This window comes from Methylophaga sulfidovorans (assembly GCF_900114205.1).
GTDB lineage: Bacteria > Pseudomonadota > Gammaproteobacteria > Nitrosococcales > Methylophagaceae > Methylophaga > Methylophaga sulfidovorans.
Map to the genome: position 1 here is coordinate 223655 of NZ_FOSH01000003.1, position 18841 is coordinate 242495.

General features: G+C 42.7%; 20 protein-coding genes and 1 pseudogene. 11 read left to right on the forward strand and 10 right to left on the reverse strand.

Annotated elements, in window-relative coordinates:
* Window positions 1-86 precede the first annotated feature (86 nt).
* The 6 genes from BM232_RS03695 to BM232_RS03720 all read left to right on the forward strand — a co-directional run bounded on the left by BM232_RS03695 (window position 87) and on the right by BM232_RS03720 (window position 5948).
* Window positions 87-1052 (forward strand): DUF3530 family protein, encoded by a 966-nt coding sequence (locus tag BM232_RS03695; protein WP_177207243.1) that lies wholly within the window; start codon window positions 87-89, stop codon window positions 1050-1052.
* Entirely contained in the window at window positions 1052-1861 is an 810-nt protein-coding gene (locus BM232_RS03700; protein WP_091711830.1) for a spermine/spermidine synthase domain-containing protein, read from the forward strand. Before BM232_RS03695 ends, BM232_RS03700 begins: the two co-directional genes overlap by 1 nt.
* Window positions 1862-1914: 53 nt before the next feature.
* Window positions 1915-2472: a L,D-transpeptidase family protein gene (locus tag BM232_RS03705; RefSeq protein ID WP_091711831.1), complete on the forward strand. Its 558-nt coding sequence runs from the start codon at window positions 1915-1917 to the stop codon at window positions 2470-2472.
* Between the two features lie 80 nt (window positions 2473-2552).
* Entirely contained in the window at window positions 2553-4721 is a 2169-nt protein-coding gene (locus BM232_RS03710) for a YgiQ family radical SAM protein (protein ID WP_091711832.1), read from the forward strand.
* A gap of 86 nt (window positions 4722-4807) precedes the next feature.
* Window positions 4808-5359, forward strand: a complete 552-nt coding sequence (locus tag BM232_RS03715; RefSeq protein WP_091711833.1) for a cytochrome b — start codon at window positions 4808-4810, stop codon at window positions 5357-5359.
* A 16-nt stretch (window positions 5360-5375) separates the two neighbouring features.
* Entirely contained in the window at window positions 5376-5948 is a 573-nt protein-coding gene (locus tag BM232_RS03720; protein ID WP_091711834.1) for a YceI family protein, read from the forward strand.
* A 1-nt stretch (window position 5949) separates the two neighbouring features.
* Here the strand turns inward: BM232_RS03720 and BM232_RS03725 are convergent, their stop codons facing one another.
* Window positions 5950-6189, reverse strand: a complete 240-nt coding sequence (locus tag BM232_RS03725) for a hypothetical protein (RefSeq protein WP_091711835.1) — start codon at window positions 6187-6189, stop codon at window positions 5950-5952.
* Window positions 6190-6449: 260 nt separating this feature from the next.
* Here BM232_RS03725 and tsaB point away from each other — a divergent pair, with 260 nt between their 5' ends.
* From tsaB to cmoB, 3 genes are read left to right on the forward strand one after another with little or no spacing between them, the layout of a single operon-like run.
* Entirely contained in the window at window positions 6450-7133 is a 684-nt protein-coding gene (tsaB, locus tag BM232_RS03730; RefSeq protein ID WP_091711836.1) for a tRNA (adenosine(37)-N6)-threonylcarbamoyltransferase complex dimerization subunit type 1 TsaB, read from the forward strand.
* Complete coding sequence (gene cmoA, locus BM232_RS03735) at window positions 7133-7867, forward strand: carboxy-S-adenosyl-L-methionine synthase CmoA (protein ID WP_091711837.1); 735 nt, start codon at window positions 7133-7135, stop codon at window positions 7865-7867. Before tsaB ends, cmoA begins: the two co-directional genes overlap by 1 nt.
* Window positions 7864-8832 carry a tRNA 5-methoxyuridine(34)/uridine 5-oxyacetic acid(34) synthase CmoB gene (cmoB, locus tag BM232_RS03740; protein ID WP_091711838.1) on the forward strand — a complete coding sequence of 323 codons (969 nt, stop codon included), beginning with the start codon at window positions 7864-7866 and terminating at the stop codon, window positions 8830-8832. Before cmoA ends, cmoB begins: the two co-directional genes overlap by 4 nt.
* Here cmoB and BM232_RS03745 read toward each other — a convergent pair.
* From BM232_RS03745 to BM232_RS15190, 7 genes are all read right to left on the reverse strand, one after another.
* Entirely contained in the window at window positions 8819-9208 is a 390-nt protein-coding gene (locus BM232_RS03745) for a hypothetical protein (RefSeq protein ID WP_091711839.1), read from the reverse strand. The two genes, cmoB and BM232_RS03745, sit on opposite strands and share 14 nt — an antisense overlap.
* Before the next feature lie 147 nt (window positions 9209-9355).
* Window positions 9356-9769, reverse strand: a complete 414-nt coding sequence (locus BM232_RS03750; RefSeq protein WP_091711840.1) for a hypothetical protein — start codon at window positions 9767-9769, stop codon at window positions 9356-9358.
* Window positions 9770-9846: 77 nt separating this feature from the next.
* Window positions 9847-10638: a M90 family metallopeptidase gene (locus tag BM232_RS03755; protein WP_091711841.1), complete on the reverse strand. Its 792-nt coding sequence runs from the start codon at window positions 10636-10638 to the stop codon at window positions 9847-9849.
* A complete protein-coding gene (locus BM232_RS03760; protein ID WP_091711842.1) occupies window positions 10635-13268 on the reverse strand; it encodes a plasma-membrane proton-efflux P-type ATPase in 2634 nt (877 codons plus the stop codon). Before BM232_RS03760 ends, BM232_RS03755 begins: the two co-directional genes overlap by 4 nt.
* A gap of 25 nt (window positions 13269-13293) precedes the next feature.
* Window positions 13294-14184, reverse strand: coding sequence for a ribose-phosphate diphosphokinase (locus BM232_RS03765; RefSeq protein ID WP_091711843.1), 891 nt, complete (start codon window positions 14182-14184; stop codon window positions 13294-13296).
* Window position 14185: 1 nt separating this feature from the next.
* A complete protein-coding gene (locus tag BM232_RS03770) occupies window positions 14186-15721 on the reverse strand; it encodes a thymidine phosphorylase family protein (RefSeq protein ID WP_091711844.1) in 1536 nt (511 codons plus the stop codon).
* Window positions 15722-16062: 341 nt separating this feature from the next.
* Window positions 16063-16188, reverse strand: coding sequence for a hypothetical protein (locus BM232_RS15190; protein WP_281248263.1), 126 nt, complete (start codon window positions 16186-16188; stop codon window positions 16063-16065).
* A gap of 153 nt (window positions 16189-16341) precedes the next feature.
* Between BM232_RS15190 and BM232_RS03775 the strand changes: the two genes are divergently transcribed.
* On the forward strand, window positions 16342-17163 hold the full coding sequence (locus tag BM232_RS03775) for a hypothetical protein (RefSeq protein WP_091711845.1): 822 nt from the start codon (window positions 16342-16344) through the stop codon (window positions 17161-17163).
* Window positions 17164-17183: 20 nt separating this feature from the next.
* Here BM232_RS03775 and BM232_RS03780 read toward each other — a convergent pair whose 3' ends face one another.
* Together BM232_RS03780 and BM232_RS03785 are read right to left on the reverse strand one after the other, a co-directional pair.
* A complete protein-coding gene (locus BM232_RS03780) occupies window positions 17184-17723 on the reverse strand; it encodes a recombinase family protein (RefSeq protein WP_091711846.1) in 540 nt (179 codons plus the stop codon).
* 155 nt (window positions 17724-17878) lie between these two features.
* On the reverse strand, window positions 17879-18463 hold the full coding sequence (locus BM232_RS03785) for a hypothetical protein (RefSeq protein ID WP_143092253.1): 585 nt from the start codon (window positions 18461-18463) through the stop codon (window positions 17879-17881).
* A gap of 86 nt (window positions 18464-18549) precedes the next feature.
* Here BM232_RS03785 and BM232_RS03790 point away from each other — a divergent pair.
* Window positions 18550-18841 (forward strand): annotated as a pseudogene (locus tag BM232_RS03790) (transposase); the annotation flags it as partial.

Below are 18841 nucleotides of genomic sequence, written 5' to 3' on the forward strand. Positions count from 1 at the left end.
TTACCGTATCGGCTTTCTTTTTTCAGCTTTTGAAATCAATAGGCTGAGATTATACTGGACCGAGAAATGACGAGATGGAGTTGGACTTGCGAAAACTGTTGAAACTTATCGCTTTGCTGGTGATGGCAAGTTATCTGGCATTTGCCTATGCGGCCGATGAAACAGAAGAGCCTGCCAAAGGTAATGAAAAGGAAACCGTTACCGAAGAAAATTCACCGATTATGTTGCGGGAGCAGGGTGATGTTGAAGGGTATGTGTCACTAACGGTGAGTGAGCAACCGATAGATGCGACATATATGCCGGAAAGTCTTGGTAAAGCGGCTGGTAAGGTTTTGATTCTCCCCGGGCGCGGCCAGGATATTGATAGTGATGGTGTTATTCATACGCTCAGAATAGGACTGACTAAAGCTGGCTGGTCAACAATGACGGTGGCTATGCATTATGAACTGACCCCCAATATCTATCTTGCGCCTTCAGATGCTGATAAAAAGCCTGAGACTGATTCGCCAGAAACAACACCGGAACAGGCTGATAATGATACGACACAGCAACAGTCTCCAGAAGAAACGGCAGCCGCGCCTTCTGATACTGAGAGTCCAGCAGCGGAAGGCGATGATAAAAAAACGGAGGCAAAGCAAGCACCGTATGTGGTAACTAATGAAGCACGTATTGCTGCTGCGATAAGTTATCTAGCAGAGAAGCAACAGGCTGGACCCACAATACTGATAGGCTTTGGTGAAGCGGCTGAGTTGGTCAATGACAGCTTTTCAATGGCCAATGGTGAGGTGGGCATTATTTGGATTAATGCCAATATGAAACAAGTGGAACCCCAGAAAGTGAAGGCAGTTCTTGACCTGATTTCAGACTTTCCTTCTCGGCAAAATACTAATGCTATTCAACGCCGGGCTGACATGATAAAAGCCAATGCTATGAATTATGAACAACGAAGAATTGTGACTACGAGCCCGAATTTTTACGGCGTTGAAACTAATGTTCTTGGTATTGTCCGCGGCTGGTTACACAAACACTTTATCGCCAAGGACGATGCCTGATGCAAATTTATGGTGATGGAAGACTCATTCATCAAGCTGTTTCTGATGATGGTTTAATCGAAGTGGTTGATAGTGGTAATACACGGTCATTACATTTTGGTACTTTTCCCAGACAAAGTTCGATGCGACTTAACCAACCGCATTATTTAGAACTTAGCTACACTCAGGCGATGATGGGCTGCTTATTATTGAACCCTAATCCACAAAGAGTATTGGTGATTGGACTGGGCGGAGGATCGCTGGTTAAGTTTCTTTTGCATCATTTTCCGGATTGTTATGTTGATGTGGTTGAATATCGTCAGGATGTGGTGGAAGTGGCGCAGTCTTTTTTTCAGGTCCCGGTGAATAATCCCAACTTAAATATCAATCTTGGCGATGGTTATCTCTATGCTAATCACTGTTTTTACCAAACTGATTTTACTTATGATCTGATCTTAGTTGATGCCTATGATCAAAATGGTATGGCGGCCAGCGTTGGCGTTCAGGCTTTTTTTGATGCCTGTTCAGGCATTCTGACTGACAATGGTGTTTTAAGTATTAATCTGTGGGGAAGTGAGCGTGCCTTGTTTAACTCGACAATGGAAAGAATTAATGAAAGCTTTCAACAGCGTGCTATGATTCTGCCGGTTGAGAATAAGGGCAATGTCATTGCCTTAGCCACCAAGTTCAATGTGGAAAATGTCTATCTCAAAAATTTGCGCCAGCAGGTCAATAGTTTAGAAATGGTGTATCAAATTAACTTACCACGCTCATTACAAAATCTCATCAGACAAAACCGAAACTTTATTCATCGTTTATTCGCGATTTAAGATTGGCTTGTGTGAGAGTGTTTATCAGTCAGTTATTAGCTTATAGAGGTTTCATGAATAAGTGGTTTTTGCCAATATTGTTGAGTTTGTTTTTGTATCAACAAGTGAGCTGGGCTGATGAGGTATACACAATTGTTATTAAACGATCTGAAAACAAATTACTGCTTGAAAAAAACGATAAAGTCATTCGTTCATATCATGCCGCAATAGGCAGTGGTGGCAGAAAAGCAAAACAGATGGAAGGTGACCGGCGTACTCCTTTAGGCATTTATCATATCGTTGATATTAAAGACAGTGACCGCTTCCATTTATTTTTACAGCTCGACTATCCCAGTGTCAGAGATGCGATCAATGGTTTGAAAGCCGGACACATCAAAAAATCGCAGTATCGAAGAATTCTGGATGCGCATATTTTTGGCGGTATTCCACCACAAAACACAGCACTGGGTGGTGTGATTGGCATCCATGGAATAGGTGTTGAAACTAAAGACAAACTTGAGATTCATCAGATGGCGAACTGGACTCAAGGCTGCATTGCACTCAGAAATAAAGAAATTGATGAGTTATTGAAATTTGTCAGAGTGGGCACAGAAGTCAAAATCATGGAATAAAACCTGATTAAAATTGTCGGATATGCAGCTGAATTTGCTAGAATATCCACGTTTATCGCTTTTATTCTTCTGGGGTCCCCATGCAATCCGCACCTGATCTGTTTTCCTACCGTAAATTCTGGGCACACCGTTTTGGTGTCGCGCCTGAATTACCTATGACCCGAGAGGAAATGGATGCGCTGGGCTGGGACTCTTGTGACATTATCATTGTGACTGGTGATGCCTATGTAGACCACCCAAGTTTTGGCATGGCGTTGATTGGACGTTTATTAGAATCTCACGGTTTTCGGGTTGGCATTATTTCTCAGCCTGACTGGACCAACACAGACGATTTCACCAAACTGGGTAAACCAAATCTGTTCTTTGGCGTCACTGGCGGCAATATGGATTCGATGGTCAACCGCTACACATCAGATCGTAAAATCCGTAGCAATGATGCCTATACGGCAGGTGGTTCAGGCGGAAAACGACCAGACAGAAGTGTGGTGGTTTACAGTCAGCGCTGTCAGGAAGCCTACAAAGGCGTGCCGGTCATTATTGGCGGTATTGAAGCCAGCTTGCGCCGCATTGCCCATTATGACTATTGGTCTGAAAAAGTCCGTCGCAGTGTCATTATGGATTCTAAAGCCGATCTGTTGGTTTATGGCAATGGTGAAAGACAGGTGGTGGAAATTGCACATCGTCTTGCTGCTGGTGAACCTGTCAGTGATTTGACCGATATTCGTGGAACGGCCTACACCAAAAAGTATGAACAGCGTGCAGGCTGGTGGGAAAAAGATTCGACTTTGGTGGATACGCCGGGAAAACTCAATCCACCGATTGATCCTTATCAGATGCAGACTGAAGAAAGTTGTGCAGACGAAAAGGCAAAAACAGAACAAAATAAAGCGGCTGAAAATACCAACGTCATTAAAATTCATCGGGTTTCCCCAAGGAATGCTGACCGTACCGTAATACGACTGCCTGCCTACAATGCCGTAAAGGATGATCCGGTCACCTATGCGCATACTTCACGCATTCTGCATTTAGAAACCAATCCCGGTAATGCGCTGGCTTTAGTTCAGCAACATGGTAACCAGGATGTCTGGTTGAATCCTCCACCCATACCGCTAACTACAGCAGAAATGGATGCTGTGTTTGACTTACCCTACAGCCGCTTACCGCATACAGCTTATGGCAAGATGACTATTCCTGCCTACGATATGATCCGTTTTTCGGTGAATATCATGCGTGGTTGTTTTGGTGGCTGCACGTTCTGTTCTATCACTGAACATGAAGGTCGTATTATTCAGAGTCGTTCTGAAGATTCCATCATTAAAGAGGTGGAAGCAATACGTGATACCACGCCAGGTTTTACGGGCGTGATTTCTGATTTAGGTGGCCCAACGGCCAATATGTATCGTCTGGCTTGTAACGATCCTAAAATTGAAGCCAGTTGTCGTCGTCTATCGTGTGTATTCCCGGGAGTGTGTAAAAACTTAAATACTGATCACACACCTTTGATTAACCTTTATAAACGCGCCCGTTCTTTACCAGGCATTAAAAAGATTCTGATTGCTTCAGGTTTGCGTTATGACCTGGCCGTATTATCGCCTGAATACGTAAAAGAGTTAGTGACTCACCATGTCGGTGGTTATTTGAAAATTGCACCGGAACATACTGAAGAAGGTCCGTTGCAACAAATGATGAAACCAGGCATTGGGACTTACGATAAATTCAAACAAATGTTTGATAAGTACTCAAAAGAAGCGGGTAAAGAGCAGTATTTGATACCTTACTTTATCGCCGCACATCCTGGTACGACGGATAAGGATATGATGAATCTGGCTCTTTGGTTGAAGCGTAATGGTTTCAGAGCAGATCAGGTGCAGGCTTATTTACCTTCGCCGATGTCAGCCGCGGCAGCAATGTATCACTCTGGTAAAAATACCTTGCATAAAGTACGACGCAACGGTGGTGATATTGAAGTGCCAAAAGGACTAAAAGTACGTCGCTTGCACAAAGCGTTTCTGCGTTACCACGATCCAGAAAACTGGCCAATGTTACGTGAAGCATTAAAAAACATGGGTCGAGCGGATTTAATCGGTAATGGCAAAAAGCATTTGATTCCTAATTGGCAGCCTGCAGGTACGGGTGAAAATGGTGAAGGTCGTCGCGTTACCCGTAAGGCAAAAAATGTACAAAGCTTCCGTACTCAACATACAAGACCTGGCAAAACCAAAGTTAAAGCCAAAAGACGTCAGCGTTAATAAAAAATATTATTATTTGAGAAACATTTTTAATTGACCATGGTCAATGTGCCTATAATCATTACTTTTCTGGGATAGGGACATCAATGAAATCGAAACATACCTCTCGTTCTGGCTATGATGCTTTTTCGATTTTTCTCCATTGGGTGATTGCTGTTTTTATTATTGCTTTGTTTGTCTCAGGTCTGTGGATGGTCGGGCTTGGTTATTACGATAATTGGTATTATGAGGCTCCCTGGTGGCATAAAGGTATTGGTGTCGCTACGGCAATATTGATTGTTTTACGCTGGTGTTGGAGCCTGTTCCGTCAAGCGCCTGACACTATTTCTTCTATTCCCCCTTGGCAACATCTGGCAGCAAAAATCGCTCATCAAGCCATGAATATCGTTGCATTACTCATCGTTATTAGTGGCTATATTATGGTCACAGCAAAAGGTGATGGTTTGTCAGTTTTTGATTGGTTCACTATTCCTGCCTTAGTTACACAGAAATCAGATTGGGTAGATCCAGCTGGTGCATTTCATTTATGGGCCGCTTACTTTTTGATTGGCATAGCAGCCGTTCATGCATTGGCAGCAATGAAACACCACTTTATTGATAAAGATTTAACACTCAAGCAAATGCTTGGCACGAAATAAAACTAGGAGAAAAGAAATGAGACAAACGCTTTTAACAACATCTTTATTAGGTTTTTCAGCAATGATGCCAGCTTATGCGGCAGATTATGTGATTGATACGGATAAAGCCCATGCTTTTATTGATTTTCGAATTCAGCATTTGGGCTATAGCTGGATGAGTGGTCGTTTTAACGATTTTGCCGGCACGTTTTCTTATGATGCAGAAAAACCAGAAGCATCAAAAGTGGATGTAAATATTGATGTAGCCAGTGTGGATACTAATTTTGCTGAACGTGATAAACATTTACGTGAACGTTTTCTGGAAACAGATAAATTCCCTGAAGCCAGTTTTAAATCTACTTCGTTTAAAAAGCAGGACGATGGCAGTTTAGTTGTTACAGGCGACTTTACCCTACATGGTGTGACCCATGAACTGAGCTTTCCGGTTGAGAAAGTAGGGGAAGGCTCAGATCCATGGGGTGGTTATCGTGCCGGTTTTGTTGGTGAAACTGAATTCACTATTTCTGATTACGGTATCAACGTGGATATGTTAGGTCCTTCATCACAGGTCGTGTATTTAACCTTGTCTATCGAAGGCATCAAACAATAATTCAGATTTGTTTGGCGAGGTCATAGAGCCTGTCAAATTCTTCGGATAAGCTGTTTGCTGGTAATGAACGGCCTGCACGTTGATACCAGTAAGCAGCATTTCCCGTATCGCCCTCAACCTTATGAAGGTAGCCATGAATCATGCATGCAAAACTATCTTCATAACTTTGGATGAGTTTGTGAGCCCCATTCCAGTCACCCTGTGCGGCCAATTCCAGTGCTTGTAAATGTTGTATAGCCATTGCCAATCTCCAGAAAAGTTTGACGACAGCTATGCTATAACAGATTGAATTAGATGGAAAATCTAATTGCTACCCAAAGCTGTTAACAGGCCGGCAACAAAGGCAAATGGTGAGGTGATGATCACAAAAATCAATTTGCCTATTTCACGTAACACATAAATCGCATCAATCAATATAGACATGATTTCCTCCGTTGAATCTGACTGATTGCATTATAATGCGCGTTTGTGACATTCAAATGACCGACATATAAGTACCCTATGAATATTCTTGCTCTCGATACCTGCACAGAAATGTGTTCAGTAGCCATGCTAAAAAATGGTGAATTGTTTGAACAATCAGTGCCGACGCAACGAGGGCATTCAGAAAAAATTCTGGGTATGTTGGATGAGATTCTTGCTCAAGCAAACTGCCGTCTTTCTGATATGGATTGTATTGCGTTTGGACGTGGTCCCGGTTCGTTTACCGGGGTAAGAGTCGGCGTCAGTGTCGCTCAGGGAATTGCTTTTGCGGCTAATCTGCCGGTGGTGCCTGTATCCACTTTAGCTGCCGTTGCCCAACGTGCTATTGATGAGCACGGTGCTGAAAATATTGCTGTCGCCATGGATGCACGTATGCAGGAAGTGTATAGCGCCTTATATCAATCAGTGGAAGGTTTGGCTGAGTTATCAGGAGAAGAACGGGTGTGTTTGCCTGAGCATATCCAGTTAAATACCGAGCAGCCTTTTTTTGCGGCTGGTACTGGCTGGAAAGAATATGAAACCTCAATGACGACAATGTTTTCCAGACAAGTTAATGCCATGGATAACGAGCTTTTACCCACCGCTGCGGCCATTGCGAAACTGGCTTTAAAACAAGCTGAAAAGGGTAATACCTTGTCTGCTGAACAAGCTGTGCCTGTTTATCTTCGCGATAATGTTGCTAAGAAAAAAGGTGAGCAGTAATGGTGAGGAAACAGGACACTATCTACGCTGCACCATTAGAACAAATGGTGGATTTCAGCTTTGATGAAAGAGTCGTTGATGTTTTCCCGGATATGATTCAGCGTTCAGTGCCAGGCTACGCCACATTGATATCCAATATCGGTATTCTCGCTGCTAAGTATGCTTTGGATAATAGCCGTTGTTATGATTTGGGCTGCTCGCTTGGTGCTGTGACCTTATCAATGCGTCAGCGCATAAAAAAGCAGAATTGCCAGATTATTGCCGTGGATAACTCGCCTGCGATGATTGAAAAAGCCCAACATATATTACTGGCTGATAAGCCTTCTGATATTAGTGTTCAACTCGTCTGCGAGGATATCGCTGATACGCTGATTGAAAATGCCTCTGTGGTTGTGATGAACTTCACCTTACAATTTATTCCGTTGGCGCAGCGTCAGGCATTAATTAATCAAATCTATAATGGGTTAAAGCCGGGCGGCATATTAATTCTGTCAGAGAAACTGGCATTTTCTGACACGAATATTAACCAATTTCATATAGATGCCCACCATGATTTTAAGCGGGCTAATGGCTATAGCGATATGGAGATTAGTCAGAAAAGAACAGCGCTTGAGAATGTGTTGATACCTGAGTCATTAGAACAGCACCAACAGCGTTTACGCACAGCCGGATTTGCTTTCACCGAAAAGTGGTATCAATGTTTTAACTTTGTATCGATGGTTGCCATAAAGTGATTTACCAAGCTTTATATACATATCTTGAGTCTGCTGGATTAAATAGCTGGCGACAGGCATTAGAACAACAGATTAATCAGAAATTAGCTGAAGAAACGCATGGCAAAATGCCTGTATGGCAAGAGGCTCTTTCTGCTTTACCTGACATTACTCCGAGTCAAGTCGAGTTACAAAGTGAGGTCAGAATAGGTCAACAACAAGACTTGAATGGTCATGATATTGATGCATTGAAAACCTGTCTGCAGACCTTTCACCCCTGGCGGAAAGGCCCTTATCGCTTTTTTGATATTGAGATTAATACCGAGTGGCGATCTGACTGGAAATGGGATCGGGTGTTACCGCATATCAGTCCATTAACTGGCCGACGTGTGTTAGATGTGGGTGGTGGCAATGGCTACCATGGCTGGAGAATGCTGGGTGAGGGTGCCGAATTTGTTATGGGCATCGATCCAACCCTGGTTTTCACCATGCAATATCATGTTATGCAACGTTATATTGCTAGTGATAAACATTTCGTTGTACCCATCGGTATTGAGCATATGCCGGAAAAACTAGCCTGGTTTGATACGGTCTTTTCTATGGGGGTGTTATATCACCGGCGCTCACCGTTAACGCATTTAATGGAATTACGTGACTGTTTAAAACCAGGTGGTGAATTAGTGTTAGAAACACTGATTATTGATGGACCTGAGGGGATGAGTCTTATTCCTGAAGAGCGTTATGCCAAGATGCGAAATGTTTGGTTCATTCCAAGTAGTGAAACCATGCTGGTTTGGTTAAAAAAGTGTGGGTTTAAAGATGTGCGTTGCGTCGATGAAAATGTCACTTCACTAGATGAACAAAGAAGCACAGAATGGATGACGTTTGAGTCTCTAAAAGACTTCCTTGATCCGGATGATGTGACAAAAACAATTGAAGGCTACCAGGCACCAAAACGCGGCGTATTTATCGCTAAAGCGCCGTAGCCCCTGACGTGATAGAAATCCACTGGCCATTACTATTTTTGCAGGCATCTAAAGATTTAGTCTGTGTTTCATCATCCTTAGTGATAATAAGGTCATAGGCCAGACAAGGATAGTGTCCATAAGAATAATGGTGGTCAATGATGATTTCATAAGCGGTGCCAGTCACTTCATTTTTCCAAAAGTGGCTTTTTCCGCTAGTTTCTGTCGACAGGATTTTCTGAGTTTGTTGCAGATCATGAGTTGTCATGGCAGTGTCCGTATCGATACCAGCCTCAACGCCTGCCAACAAATCTAATGAAGCTTCGGTACTTGTTACCGTACTCATCAGGCTGATGCCGATTATGCCTAATAAATAGAGCCGTTTTCTAGAAACCATAGACTTCCGTAACTGGGATGAAAAAAGGTTATTTAAACCGATGTGCTCACTCAGCATTGAGCAACACATTTTTAAGTAACCGGATTAATTTCTTAAATAGTCGAGTATATCCTTATCAAATTGCTTATAACAACTGCGATGTTATTATCAGTGACGACAAACACCACTTAATAAACGGATTGCCATATCCACATCGTAAGTCATCATATGATTAGCTCGTAGAAAGCGTTGCTGTACCTGGTAGGCCTCGCGCTCCAGTAGCATTCGTTGTGTGCAGCTGGGTTTTTCAACAACGGCATCATATTGATATTGCAGGAAATGCACCATTTCATGAACGATATAACCTCGAGCAATAATACTATTTTCCGTTAATGTTTCATCATAAAAAATGGTATTTTTTTTATCGTCATAATATGCGAGAGCATTACATTCTTTACCCTCACATAAAATATCTATTAGCTGCTGATGTTTAATGGCTTCGAGTAACGGTTGTTGTTCTGGCATTTCGTATTGACTAAAATTAACAGCCATTAACAGCAGTGTTCCAATCAATTCTTGCATAACATCATCCTTGTCTGCATAGTAAATATTCGACTGGATATTTCAAAAACAGTTTCAGTTATTCATGAGTCAGCTTCTCAAGCATAATGTTTATTATGAAATGCTTCCAGGTCTGGCGGTGATTGCCGGTAATAAGCCTGTAATTGCTCAAATAAATGGGCGTTATGCTGCTTTAAAGCCTCTGGTGTAGTAAAAAAATATTCACTCAGCACAGCAAAAAATTCAGCTGGATTAGTCGCGGCATAAGGATCGAGATAAGTGTGTTTATGTGCAGCTAAATCACGTAACAGACCTTGCCAGGCGGCTGTTAATGTTTCAGTCCATTCCTGTAACGACATATCTGGGTGTAATGGCGGCATGCCGTTAGCTCGGCCAGACAACATATCTAATTTATGAGCAAATTCATGAATAACAACATTATGGCCCCGGTACGGTTGTTGACTGTCATGTTTAATATCCTGCCAGGAGAAGATAACAGGTCCCCGTGACCATGATTCGCCACTTAAGCCTCTTGTTTGACTATGGACAACACCGTTTTCATCCGTCACATCACGCTTAATCTGAAATGCACCCGGGTAGAGAATCACCTCTATCCAGCCATCATAAGAATTGAGTCCTAAATGCAATATAGCAACACAGGCTTGGGCAGCCACGGTCACAGCCATTTCTGGTGTCACCTTTAAGCCAGCGGCTCCTGTAAACGTTTTTTTGTGAATAAACAGTGTAGCCAATAGACGTATGCGGGCACGTTCAGATACGGGTCTTGCCTGAATAAGAGGTAAGTTCTTGGTTACCTCAAGCCATATATCAAAGGGAATTGGATAGTGTTTAAGTATTCTGAGTGTGCGCCATTTACGGATAATATTCATGCAGTGAGTTTCGTTTTAGTTGAGGGCTGATTAAATATAAAGCGTTGTATACCAATTTTGATGGCATTATCAATAACAAACCAGATTAACGCATATAACCACATAAATCCGGCATATTCCCAACTCACTGCTGTAATAAATATGCCGTTAACAGCCATTAATGTACCGATAATTTCTGTGCCTAATGTGGCGGCTAATAAAAATGGCGATGGCCAGGGTTTTTGCCAGAACCAGCCATTATTACGTGTGACAAAAATAGTACTGTGGCCAGCAATCAGAAGTTTCAGAAAGATGAGGGTTTGTATCGTATCGGTATCTAAATTCTGCTCACGTAAGAACAAATACAATAAAAATGACGCGCATACCCCAGCAAGCCCCAACGCTGACGACAAAATAAATAACTCATGCATATTCCACCTGACTGGGGTCGGGGACTGGTAGGTATTGTCATAAGCGATAGTCAGAATGGGCAAGTCATTGAGCAGGGCCAGTAGAATAATCATCAGGGCTGTAATGGGGTAAAACTCGAATATCAGGATGCTTAATGTCATAAACAAAATGATGCGAATCGTTTCGGCAATACGGAAAGTGGCGTAACTTTTCATGCGTTCAAATGTAAAGCGTGCCTGCTCTATAGCCTGATTTATTACAGATAAGCCTGGTGCGGTGAGAATGATATCTGCCGCCGCTCTTGCTGCATCGGTGGCATTGGATACGGCAAAGCCACAATCGGCCTTACGAAGTGCGGGGGCGTCATTTACACCATCTCCAGTCATGCCCACAATGTGATCTGACTTTTGTAAGGCATCAACAATCATATATTTGTCTTCTGGTAAGACTTCGGCAAATATCTCGATGGATTCCAGCATGTCGAGCAGTGCCGATTCATGGGTGTGAATAAACTCCGTCTCTAATAAACTGGTATCGTAGATAGTATCCAGATCGGTCATCACTTCATCGGCAAATTGTTTTGCCTGCTTATACGACACCTCTGGATTAAGACGTTTGTAGATAGCCTGAGCCAAACCAGAAGCGAGCTCTTTAATTTCCTGACCTGATTTACCGGTGATTTGTTTGGACTGAACGGCGCGTTTGTTTAAGCCAAGCATATGACCGATTTCACGGGCAATGGCGATATTATCTCCCGTGATCATCTTCACTTCGACGCCACGTTGACGCATTTCATCAATCACTTGTTTTGAGTCGTCTCGAGGTGGATCAATAAGCGGAATCAGGCCGAGGAATTGATGAGGTTGGCCCTCACGTTGCTGGGCTACTGCCAGTGTTCGGTAACCTTTACTGGCAAGGAGATTAATTTGTTGGTTTAGTGTGTTGATCTCACTGTCTGATAGGTTGGCCACCATCGCCATAATCACTTGCGGCGCGCCTTTAAATACCTCCATCTTTTCGTCAGCTTTTTGTACTTGAGCTGCTGTGTATTTTTTACTAGGGTCAAAAGCTGTGAAGTGAGTTTGTTGCCATGCTGACCAGTCGCTTTCAGGGTAGTTATCTTTAATATGACGAAATAGTGGGATTTCAATTGGATCAGTATTTTCTGAGCGCGAGGCTAAAACGGCAGCACGAATGAGTTCTGCTTCACCATTGCCATCAAATGGCAGAATTTCCATCACATGCATTTCATTTTTTGTGAGTGTGCCAGTTTTATCTGAACAAAAGATATCAACACCGGCCAGTTCTTCAATGGCCGTTAATTTGGTGACAATGGCTTTGTGTTTGGCAAGTTTATAAGCGCCTACCGCCATGGTGACTGATAACACAGCCGGTAAGGCCACAGGAATAGCTGCAACTAGTAAAACTAAGGCAAACCGAGCCAGTTCAAGCATATCTTCATGACGGGATAAGCCTGTAATAACGATTAATACCACCATCGCCAGTGACAGCAGAATTAGAAAATGGCCAATTTGTAGCACCATCCTCTGGAAATGACTGTGCTCATTGGCTGACGCCGATGCGACCAGACTGACGACGCTGTTAAAGCGTGTTTGATGACCAGTATTGACCACAATGGCATCCATTTCACCCTGGCGAATAATAGTATTGGCATAGGCGACATCAGTACTGCGTTTACTAACAGCTAAGGATTCACCGGTTAACGAGGATTCGTCTATGGATAAATAATCACCAGTGAGTAATTGCACATCAGCAGGAACCAGATCACCCATTCGTAAACGGATGATGTCACCGGGAACGAGCTCTTGGGAGCGGACAGACTGCGTTCTACCATCGCGTAATACACGAACTTGCGTATCCAGTTGGCTTTTTAAGGCATTGAGTGCATTGAGTGCGCGGTGCTCCTGGAAAAAATCCAGACCAGCATTGATCAGTAATAAAATACTGATAATGATGAAGTCTTCCCATTTGCCCACCGCCGCCGATAATATGGCAGCAATTTCAATCATCCAGGGGATAGGTCCCCAGAAGCGTTTTAAAATACGGCGAAGTGCAGACTCTTCTTGATTGATGATTTGATTCAGACCGTAATCAAGTTGTCGTTGATGCACTTCTGCATCCGACAAGCCATGGCTAGCGTCGACATTCAGTGAGTTAAATGTCTCAGCAATCGGTTGATGGGCAAAATCGTCAGTGGCTTTCTGAAATAATGATGTCAAATCTTACCCCTTTTTTATGCTGAATCTATTGTTGTAAAACGTCCTGTAAAGCCTTTGCGAGAATATTGGCCAGACTCACACTATTTGTCTGATGAGGAATGCTGTCGCAACTATATATATGTTTGACGCCCGCATTGGTTAATTGTTCAATGGCATCATCAATAAATAAAGCATGACTGACCAGAACGCTGACAGACGCTGGTTGATATGGCGTAAGCTGTTTGGCTGCTTCCAATAATGTTTTACCTGTGCTGGCAACATCATCAACAATAATAATATTCCGTCTGGCGTAGTCATTCTCCGGCAAAGTGACTACAACATTATGATCACCTAAACGTTGTTTGTGTGCCACGGCATAATCAAAGCCAAAATGTGTGGCAATTTCTTTTACCCATTGCTCGGATTCACCATCCGGACCTAACAATAGTGGATTGGTGAAATGCGCTTCTATAAAGTCTGCCATGGGTTGTGTGGCGGTGAGATTGATAGCATATTCCAGTGGAATGGCTTCACTTAGTTTGGAGATTCGGTGCAGGTGACTATCGACTGTAATAACTGCATCAAACAAATCAGCCAGGAAATGACCGACAATGGTCTGACTGACGACTTCCCCCGGATGAAAGGCTTTATCTTGTCGCATATAACAAAGATAAGGTGCCACCAGAATTATTCGTTTTACGCCATGCTGACGTAGTGACCGTGCCGTCAACATTAATTCTACTAATTTATTATTAGGTTCATCAAGACTTCGGCAAACAATGACCGTTTCAGCTAAGTTGACTGGCAAGGTCAACTGACTTTCGCCATCTGGAAAACGATGAAGTTGAATAGTGTCATGAGGGATCCCACAGACCATAGCAAGTGCTTTAGCTTGTGGCTGATAGTCTGAGAAGCTTAATAGTAAAGTCGATTTCATTTTATTGTTTACCAATATGGTAGCTGTTATCGGTCATGGCGGCATTTTTGGCAAAGGTGAAATCAGCATTAAACTCAGCATAAATGGTAAACAAAGCTTCGCCTTTTTTGACCCTGTCACCAACTTTCTTATGTAAATAAATACCAGCACCTTTATCCATTGGTGCCCCAGCCAACCGTGCTATGGAAGCGATTTTAAGATTATCTATCGCATCTATAGTGCCGGTTTCTTGTGCACAGATATCATAATGCAGTTTACCAAGCTGCATCGGTGTGTTGTTACGTCCCTGGGCATCAATAATGGCATTCATTTTGGTAAGCGCTCGGCCTGATTCAAGAATATCTCTGGCAATCGCATATCCCTGGCCGCCTCGAACATCTGGATCAAATTCGATGATCCTGCCAGCCAACTGTAACGCTTTCTCTTTCAGATCAATAGGCGCATCAGATTCATTTGTCAGAATCTTCATTACATCCTGCGTTTCTAACACCGGGCCAATGCCTCTACCAATTGGCTGGCTGCCATCAGTGATGACCACTTCTAAATGCAATCCCATATTGTCACCAACATATTCAAACAGTTTGCGTAACTTGAGTGCCTCCATATGAGTATGCACTTTTGCTGATGGGCCGATAGGAATATCAATAATTAAATGCGTGGCACCAGCAGCTATTTTTTTAGACAAAATTGAGGCGATCATCTGTCCGGTCGAATCCAGAGATAATGGGCGCTCCACTGAAATTAAGACATCATCAGCCGGCGCCAGCTTTGCTGTTCCGCCCCAAGCCAGGAAAGCGCGTTGTTGACTGACGATTTCATGCAGACGACGTAGAGAAAGATCGACATTAGCCAACACTTCCATCGTGTCGGCTGTACCGGCAGGAGAGGTGATAGCACGACTGGATGTTTTAGGCATTAGCATGCCATGAGCGGCAATGATGGGCACAAGCAACATAGTGGTTCGGTTACCAGGTATACCACCAATGCAATGTTTATCGCAGACCAGAGCTTCACCCCAATCAATACGTTCACCGGTATCGACCATGGCATGGGTTAGATGCAATATTTCGTCACGCTCCATACCTGTTTCAGCACATCCTACGATAAACGCGGCTGTTTCAATTTTCGAATAACGGTTATTAACGATGTCCTGAATAATGTGCAGATATTGTTCATAATCTAGTTTTTCACCTGCTATTTTCTTATGCACTGATTTAAGTGATTCAGGTGGTGTAGCATGATTGATAAAGACTTCTGAACCTTCTGGAATTCCGAGCTGCTCATAGACTTGCTCACTTAAACCCAGCTCATCAACATCTGTAATAGTCGCGTCATCAACGACATTTAGTACAGCAATAACGGGCTGAGTACTGGTGGCTGTGTGAATCTCTATCTTACTCAACGCCTGAAAGCCTTCACTACGATAAAGACCGCAACTACGGTGCAGATAAGCCACATTTTCTTTATAGGTATCGATGGCGACACACTTTAATTTCAGGGAGGGGATGGAAGTAGGTAATTCTGACGTATCAATCATGTTTGTCTCTATGAGAGTAACTCATTAAAGCTTAATTGCTGCTTACAGAATTGGTCAATCGGATTTGTCAGCATATCTGATCTACATCACTATTATTTAGTGTAAACAGGACTCTTTGACGCGAGATAAGCTTTAAGCACCGAAAAGTAAAATAAACAGACTATCGCTAGGTATCTAAAATAAGGCTAGGAGGGGCTTTTAACCGGAACTATCCATTTCAAAGAGGGTGGATTTTTGTGTGCTTGAGGCAGAAACAAAAAAGCCCCTTCGATAAGGGGCTTTTAATGTATGGCGGAGAGTCAGGGATGCTTTGACATTTATTATTAAGTTGTTGTTATGTCTTAAATCTCTAGTTGTATAGCCGTCTTAATGGTAATCTGGTGTGTGTAGAGCCCTGATAAGCCATTACTAATAGCAAGTTCAATTTCCTTTAGGCTTAAGCTTTTGAAGCTATTGTCATCACTCATACTTTTCACCTTAGATTATATTAAAGACTTAAATTTTAACAGAATCGAGTTTCAGCTTGATTTTAAAAGTCCCTCTCCTGGAGACCATCTACCCTTGATAGCTTGATTAATAAGACATACCATGGCCTTCGTATATCAAAGGATTGGAAGAATATGTCTGAGGAATTGAGTTTACATGCAAAGTTAAGTACATGGTTGGATAAAAATGGCTATCCGCTAGAGATGCTTGTAGCGTCCATTGCTAGAAAACATACACAGCTCTCTATTCGTCAGGGCTGGTATTACATTGATTCTGAAAGTGGTGACTCAAGAGAAATTGACATCGTATGTACGGCTGCTGATGGCTACGGTTCTGCTGAGATTAATTTTGTTATTGAATGTAAAGCTACAAAAGGGCCATGGGTCATATTCAGTTCTGAGGACGCCCTTGCTTCTTATCACAAGCTAGCTTCTTTTGCCCTTTTTTCTGAGAAAGCTTATGACGCAGTGATAGAGCAAGTTTTTCCAAGAGCTATGGATATCCCCGAAGAGTATCTTGATTCTAAGTCGATACCATGGCTACACAAAACAGGGATGATAGGTTATTCAATGGCGCAAGCACTTGGGGGGAATAAAGATGTACCGTACAACGCCTCAATTTCTTGCGTTAAGGCGGCGACATGGCTTATCAATAATAGTCTCTGGAGTGACAACACTCAAAATAGACCATTTGCAATTTCTTTCCCAATTATTGTTACATCTTCACCGCTTTTTGAATGTACACTTGACGAAAATGGTAAAACTATCCTGAGTGAGATTAGTCATGGATATGTGTTTTTCAAGCAGCATGTAAAAGACTCATCTCCAACTTGTATATCAATAGTAACCGAGAGCCATATTGAAACATTTATGAAAGAGTGTCAGTCTGTTGCTAACCATCTGCTTGAGGCTATGGACGATGCGCTTGTTAGTCACTTCAGGGAACAATATATTTGAGTATTAATCCTTAAGAAACTTTATTGCCCTTTTATTCTTTGTACAGTAGAGACCGATATCACCAACTGGGCTGCTGTCTTTCTAATAGACAATCCACCAGCCAACAACTCAAGTACTTTCTCACGGTCTACCTGTTGTGGTCTGCCTTTGTACACACCTTTTTCCTTAGCCTTCTGAATACCTTCTCTCTGACGCTCTAACATCATCGAGCGTTCAAACTGGTACACAGAGCCTAGTACACCTAACATAAGCTCCTGCATAGCGTTCTGTTCGCCTGTGAAGGTCAGTCCTTCCTTGTGAAAGCGGACAGTCACGCCTTGAGTGTTCATCTGTTTAATCAGTTCAATCAGGTCAGCGACATTACGTGCCATTCGTGATATGTCATGCACATGAACTTCATCACCTTCTCGCACATACTCAAGTAGAGCCTTAAGCTGTGGTCGGTTGGTATCTTTACCTGAACACTTATCTGTGAAGACTTTATCCAGCGTTATGCCGTCTAGTTGACGCTCTGTGTTCTGGTCTACCGTTGATACCCTCACATATCCGATGTGCTTCATAAGTTGCCACTCCTGTATTCATTTAAGTCTTAGAAGTTGGCAAGATATCGTATTCATAAATAAAATACAATATAAAAGAATACAGTTATCGTATTCACGCTTCATGTGTTCATAGGGTGTAATCAAAAGACCGCCCGAAGCAGTCATTGAATAGGCTAGCTTACCCGCCTAAAAAAGGGCTTAAGCTGCTCTGAGGAAACAGTAAAAGGTTTTAAGTTACCCTTGTTGGGTACAGGGTTCCATGAAAAACGATACTCTCTTTGATGTTTATATCGCTCAGGCTTCAAGAGAACTACACTTGTTGGTGGCTCTGGTGGCGACTCTAATCCTTCATACCATCTATCTTTGTAGAGTGCATAACCAGCGAGCCCATGCCCAATATTGTATTTTTCTTTTAATAACCTACTCATCAGCATGTAGAAATGAGGTAAATGTCTTATTTCAACACAATAATCCCCAAAATCTTTGCACATAGAACGATTAAATTTATCTGTAGTACACAGAATAAATGAGTCTGTTAGTCGTGATTCAGATTTGCACCACATAAAACTCCCCATACTATCTGGACTCATTTCGACTCCTAAGCGGCTTGCTACAGTTTTCATGTGTGGATCAGAGCCTAGTCCTGAAACAGTACCGCTGCTGTATAAAGAATAGCCCTCATAACGATCTCCTCGTTCTTCGTTTTCATACCTTCTGCATGTTTCAAGAGTTGAGAGGTAAACATTACCTTGTAACATTGACTCTGCATGAGATTCTTCATGTAGTGGTTTAATGATCCCGGACACCATTTAAGGAGGTAATATGTCCTCCAAAGAGGTGTTCAATGACAAAACAAAGAAGAAGTTTTACTCCTGAGTTCAAGTTGGAGGCAGCCAGTTTAGTTGTCGACCAGAACTACAGTGTTCCAGAGGCTTGTCAAGCTCTTGATGTGGGCGAGTCAGCCCTACGTCGCTGGGTTAAACAGTTACAGGAAGAGCGAGGTGGACATACGCCTGCATCCAAAGCGCTAACACCGGAACAGCAGCGTATTCAGGAACTGGAAGCCCGGGTGAAACGCCTGGAGCAGGAAAAATTTATATTAAAAAAGGCTACCGCTCTCTTGATGTCGGACGAAC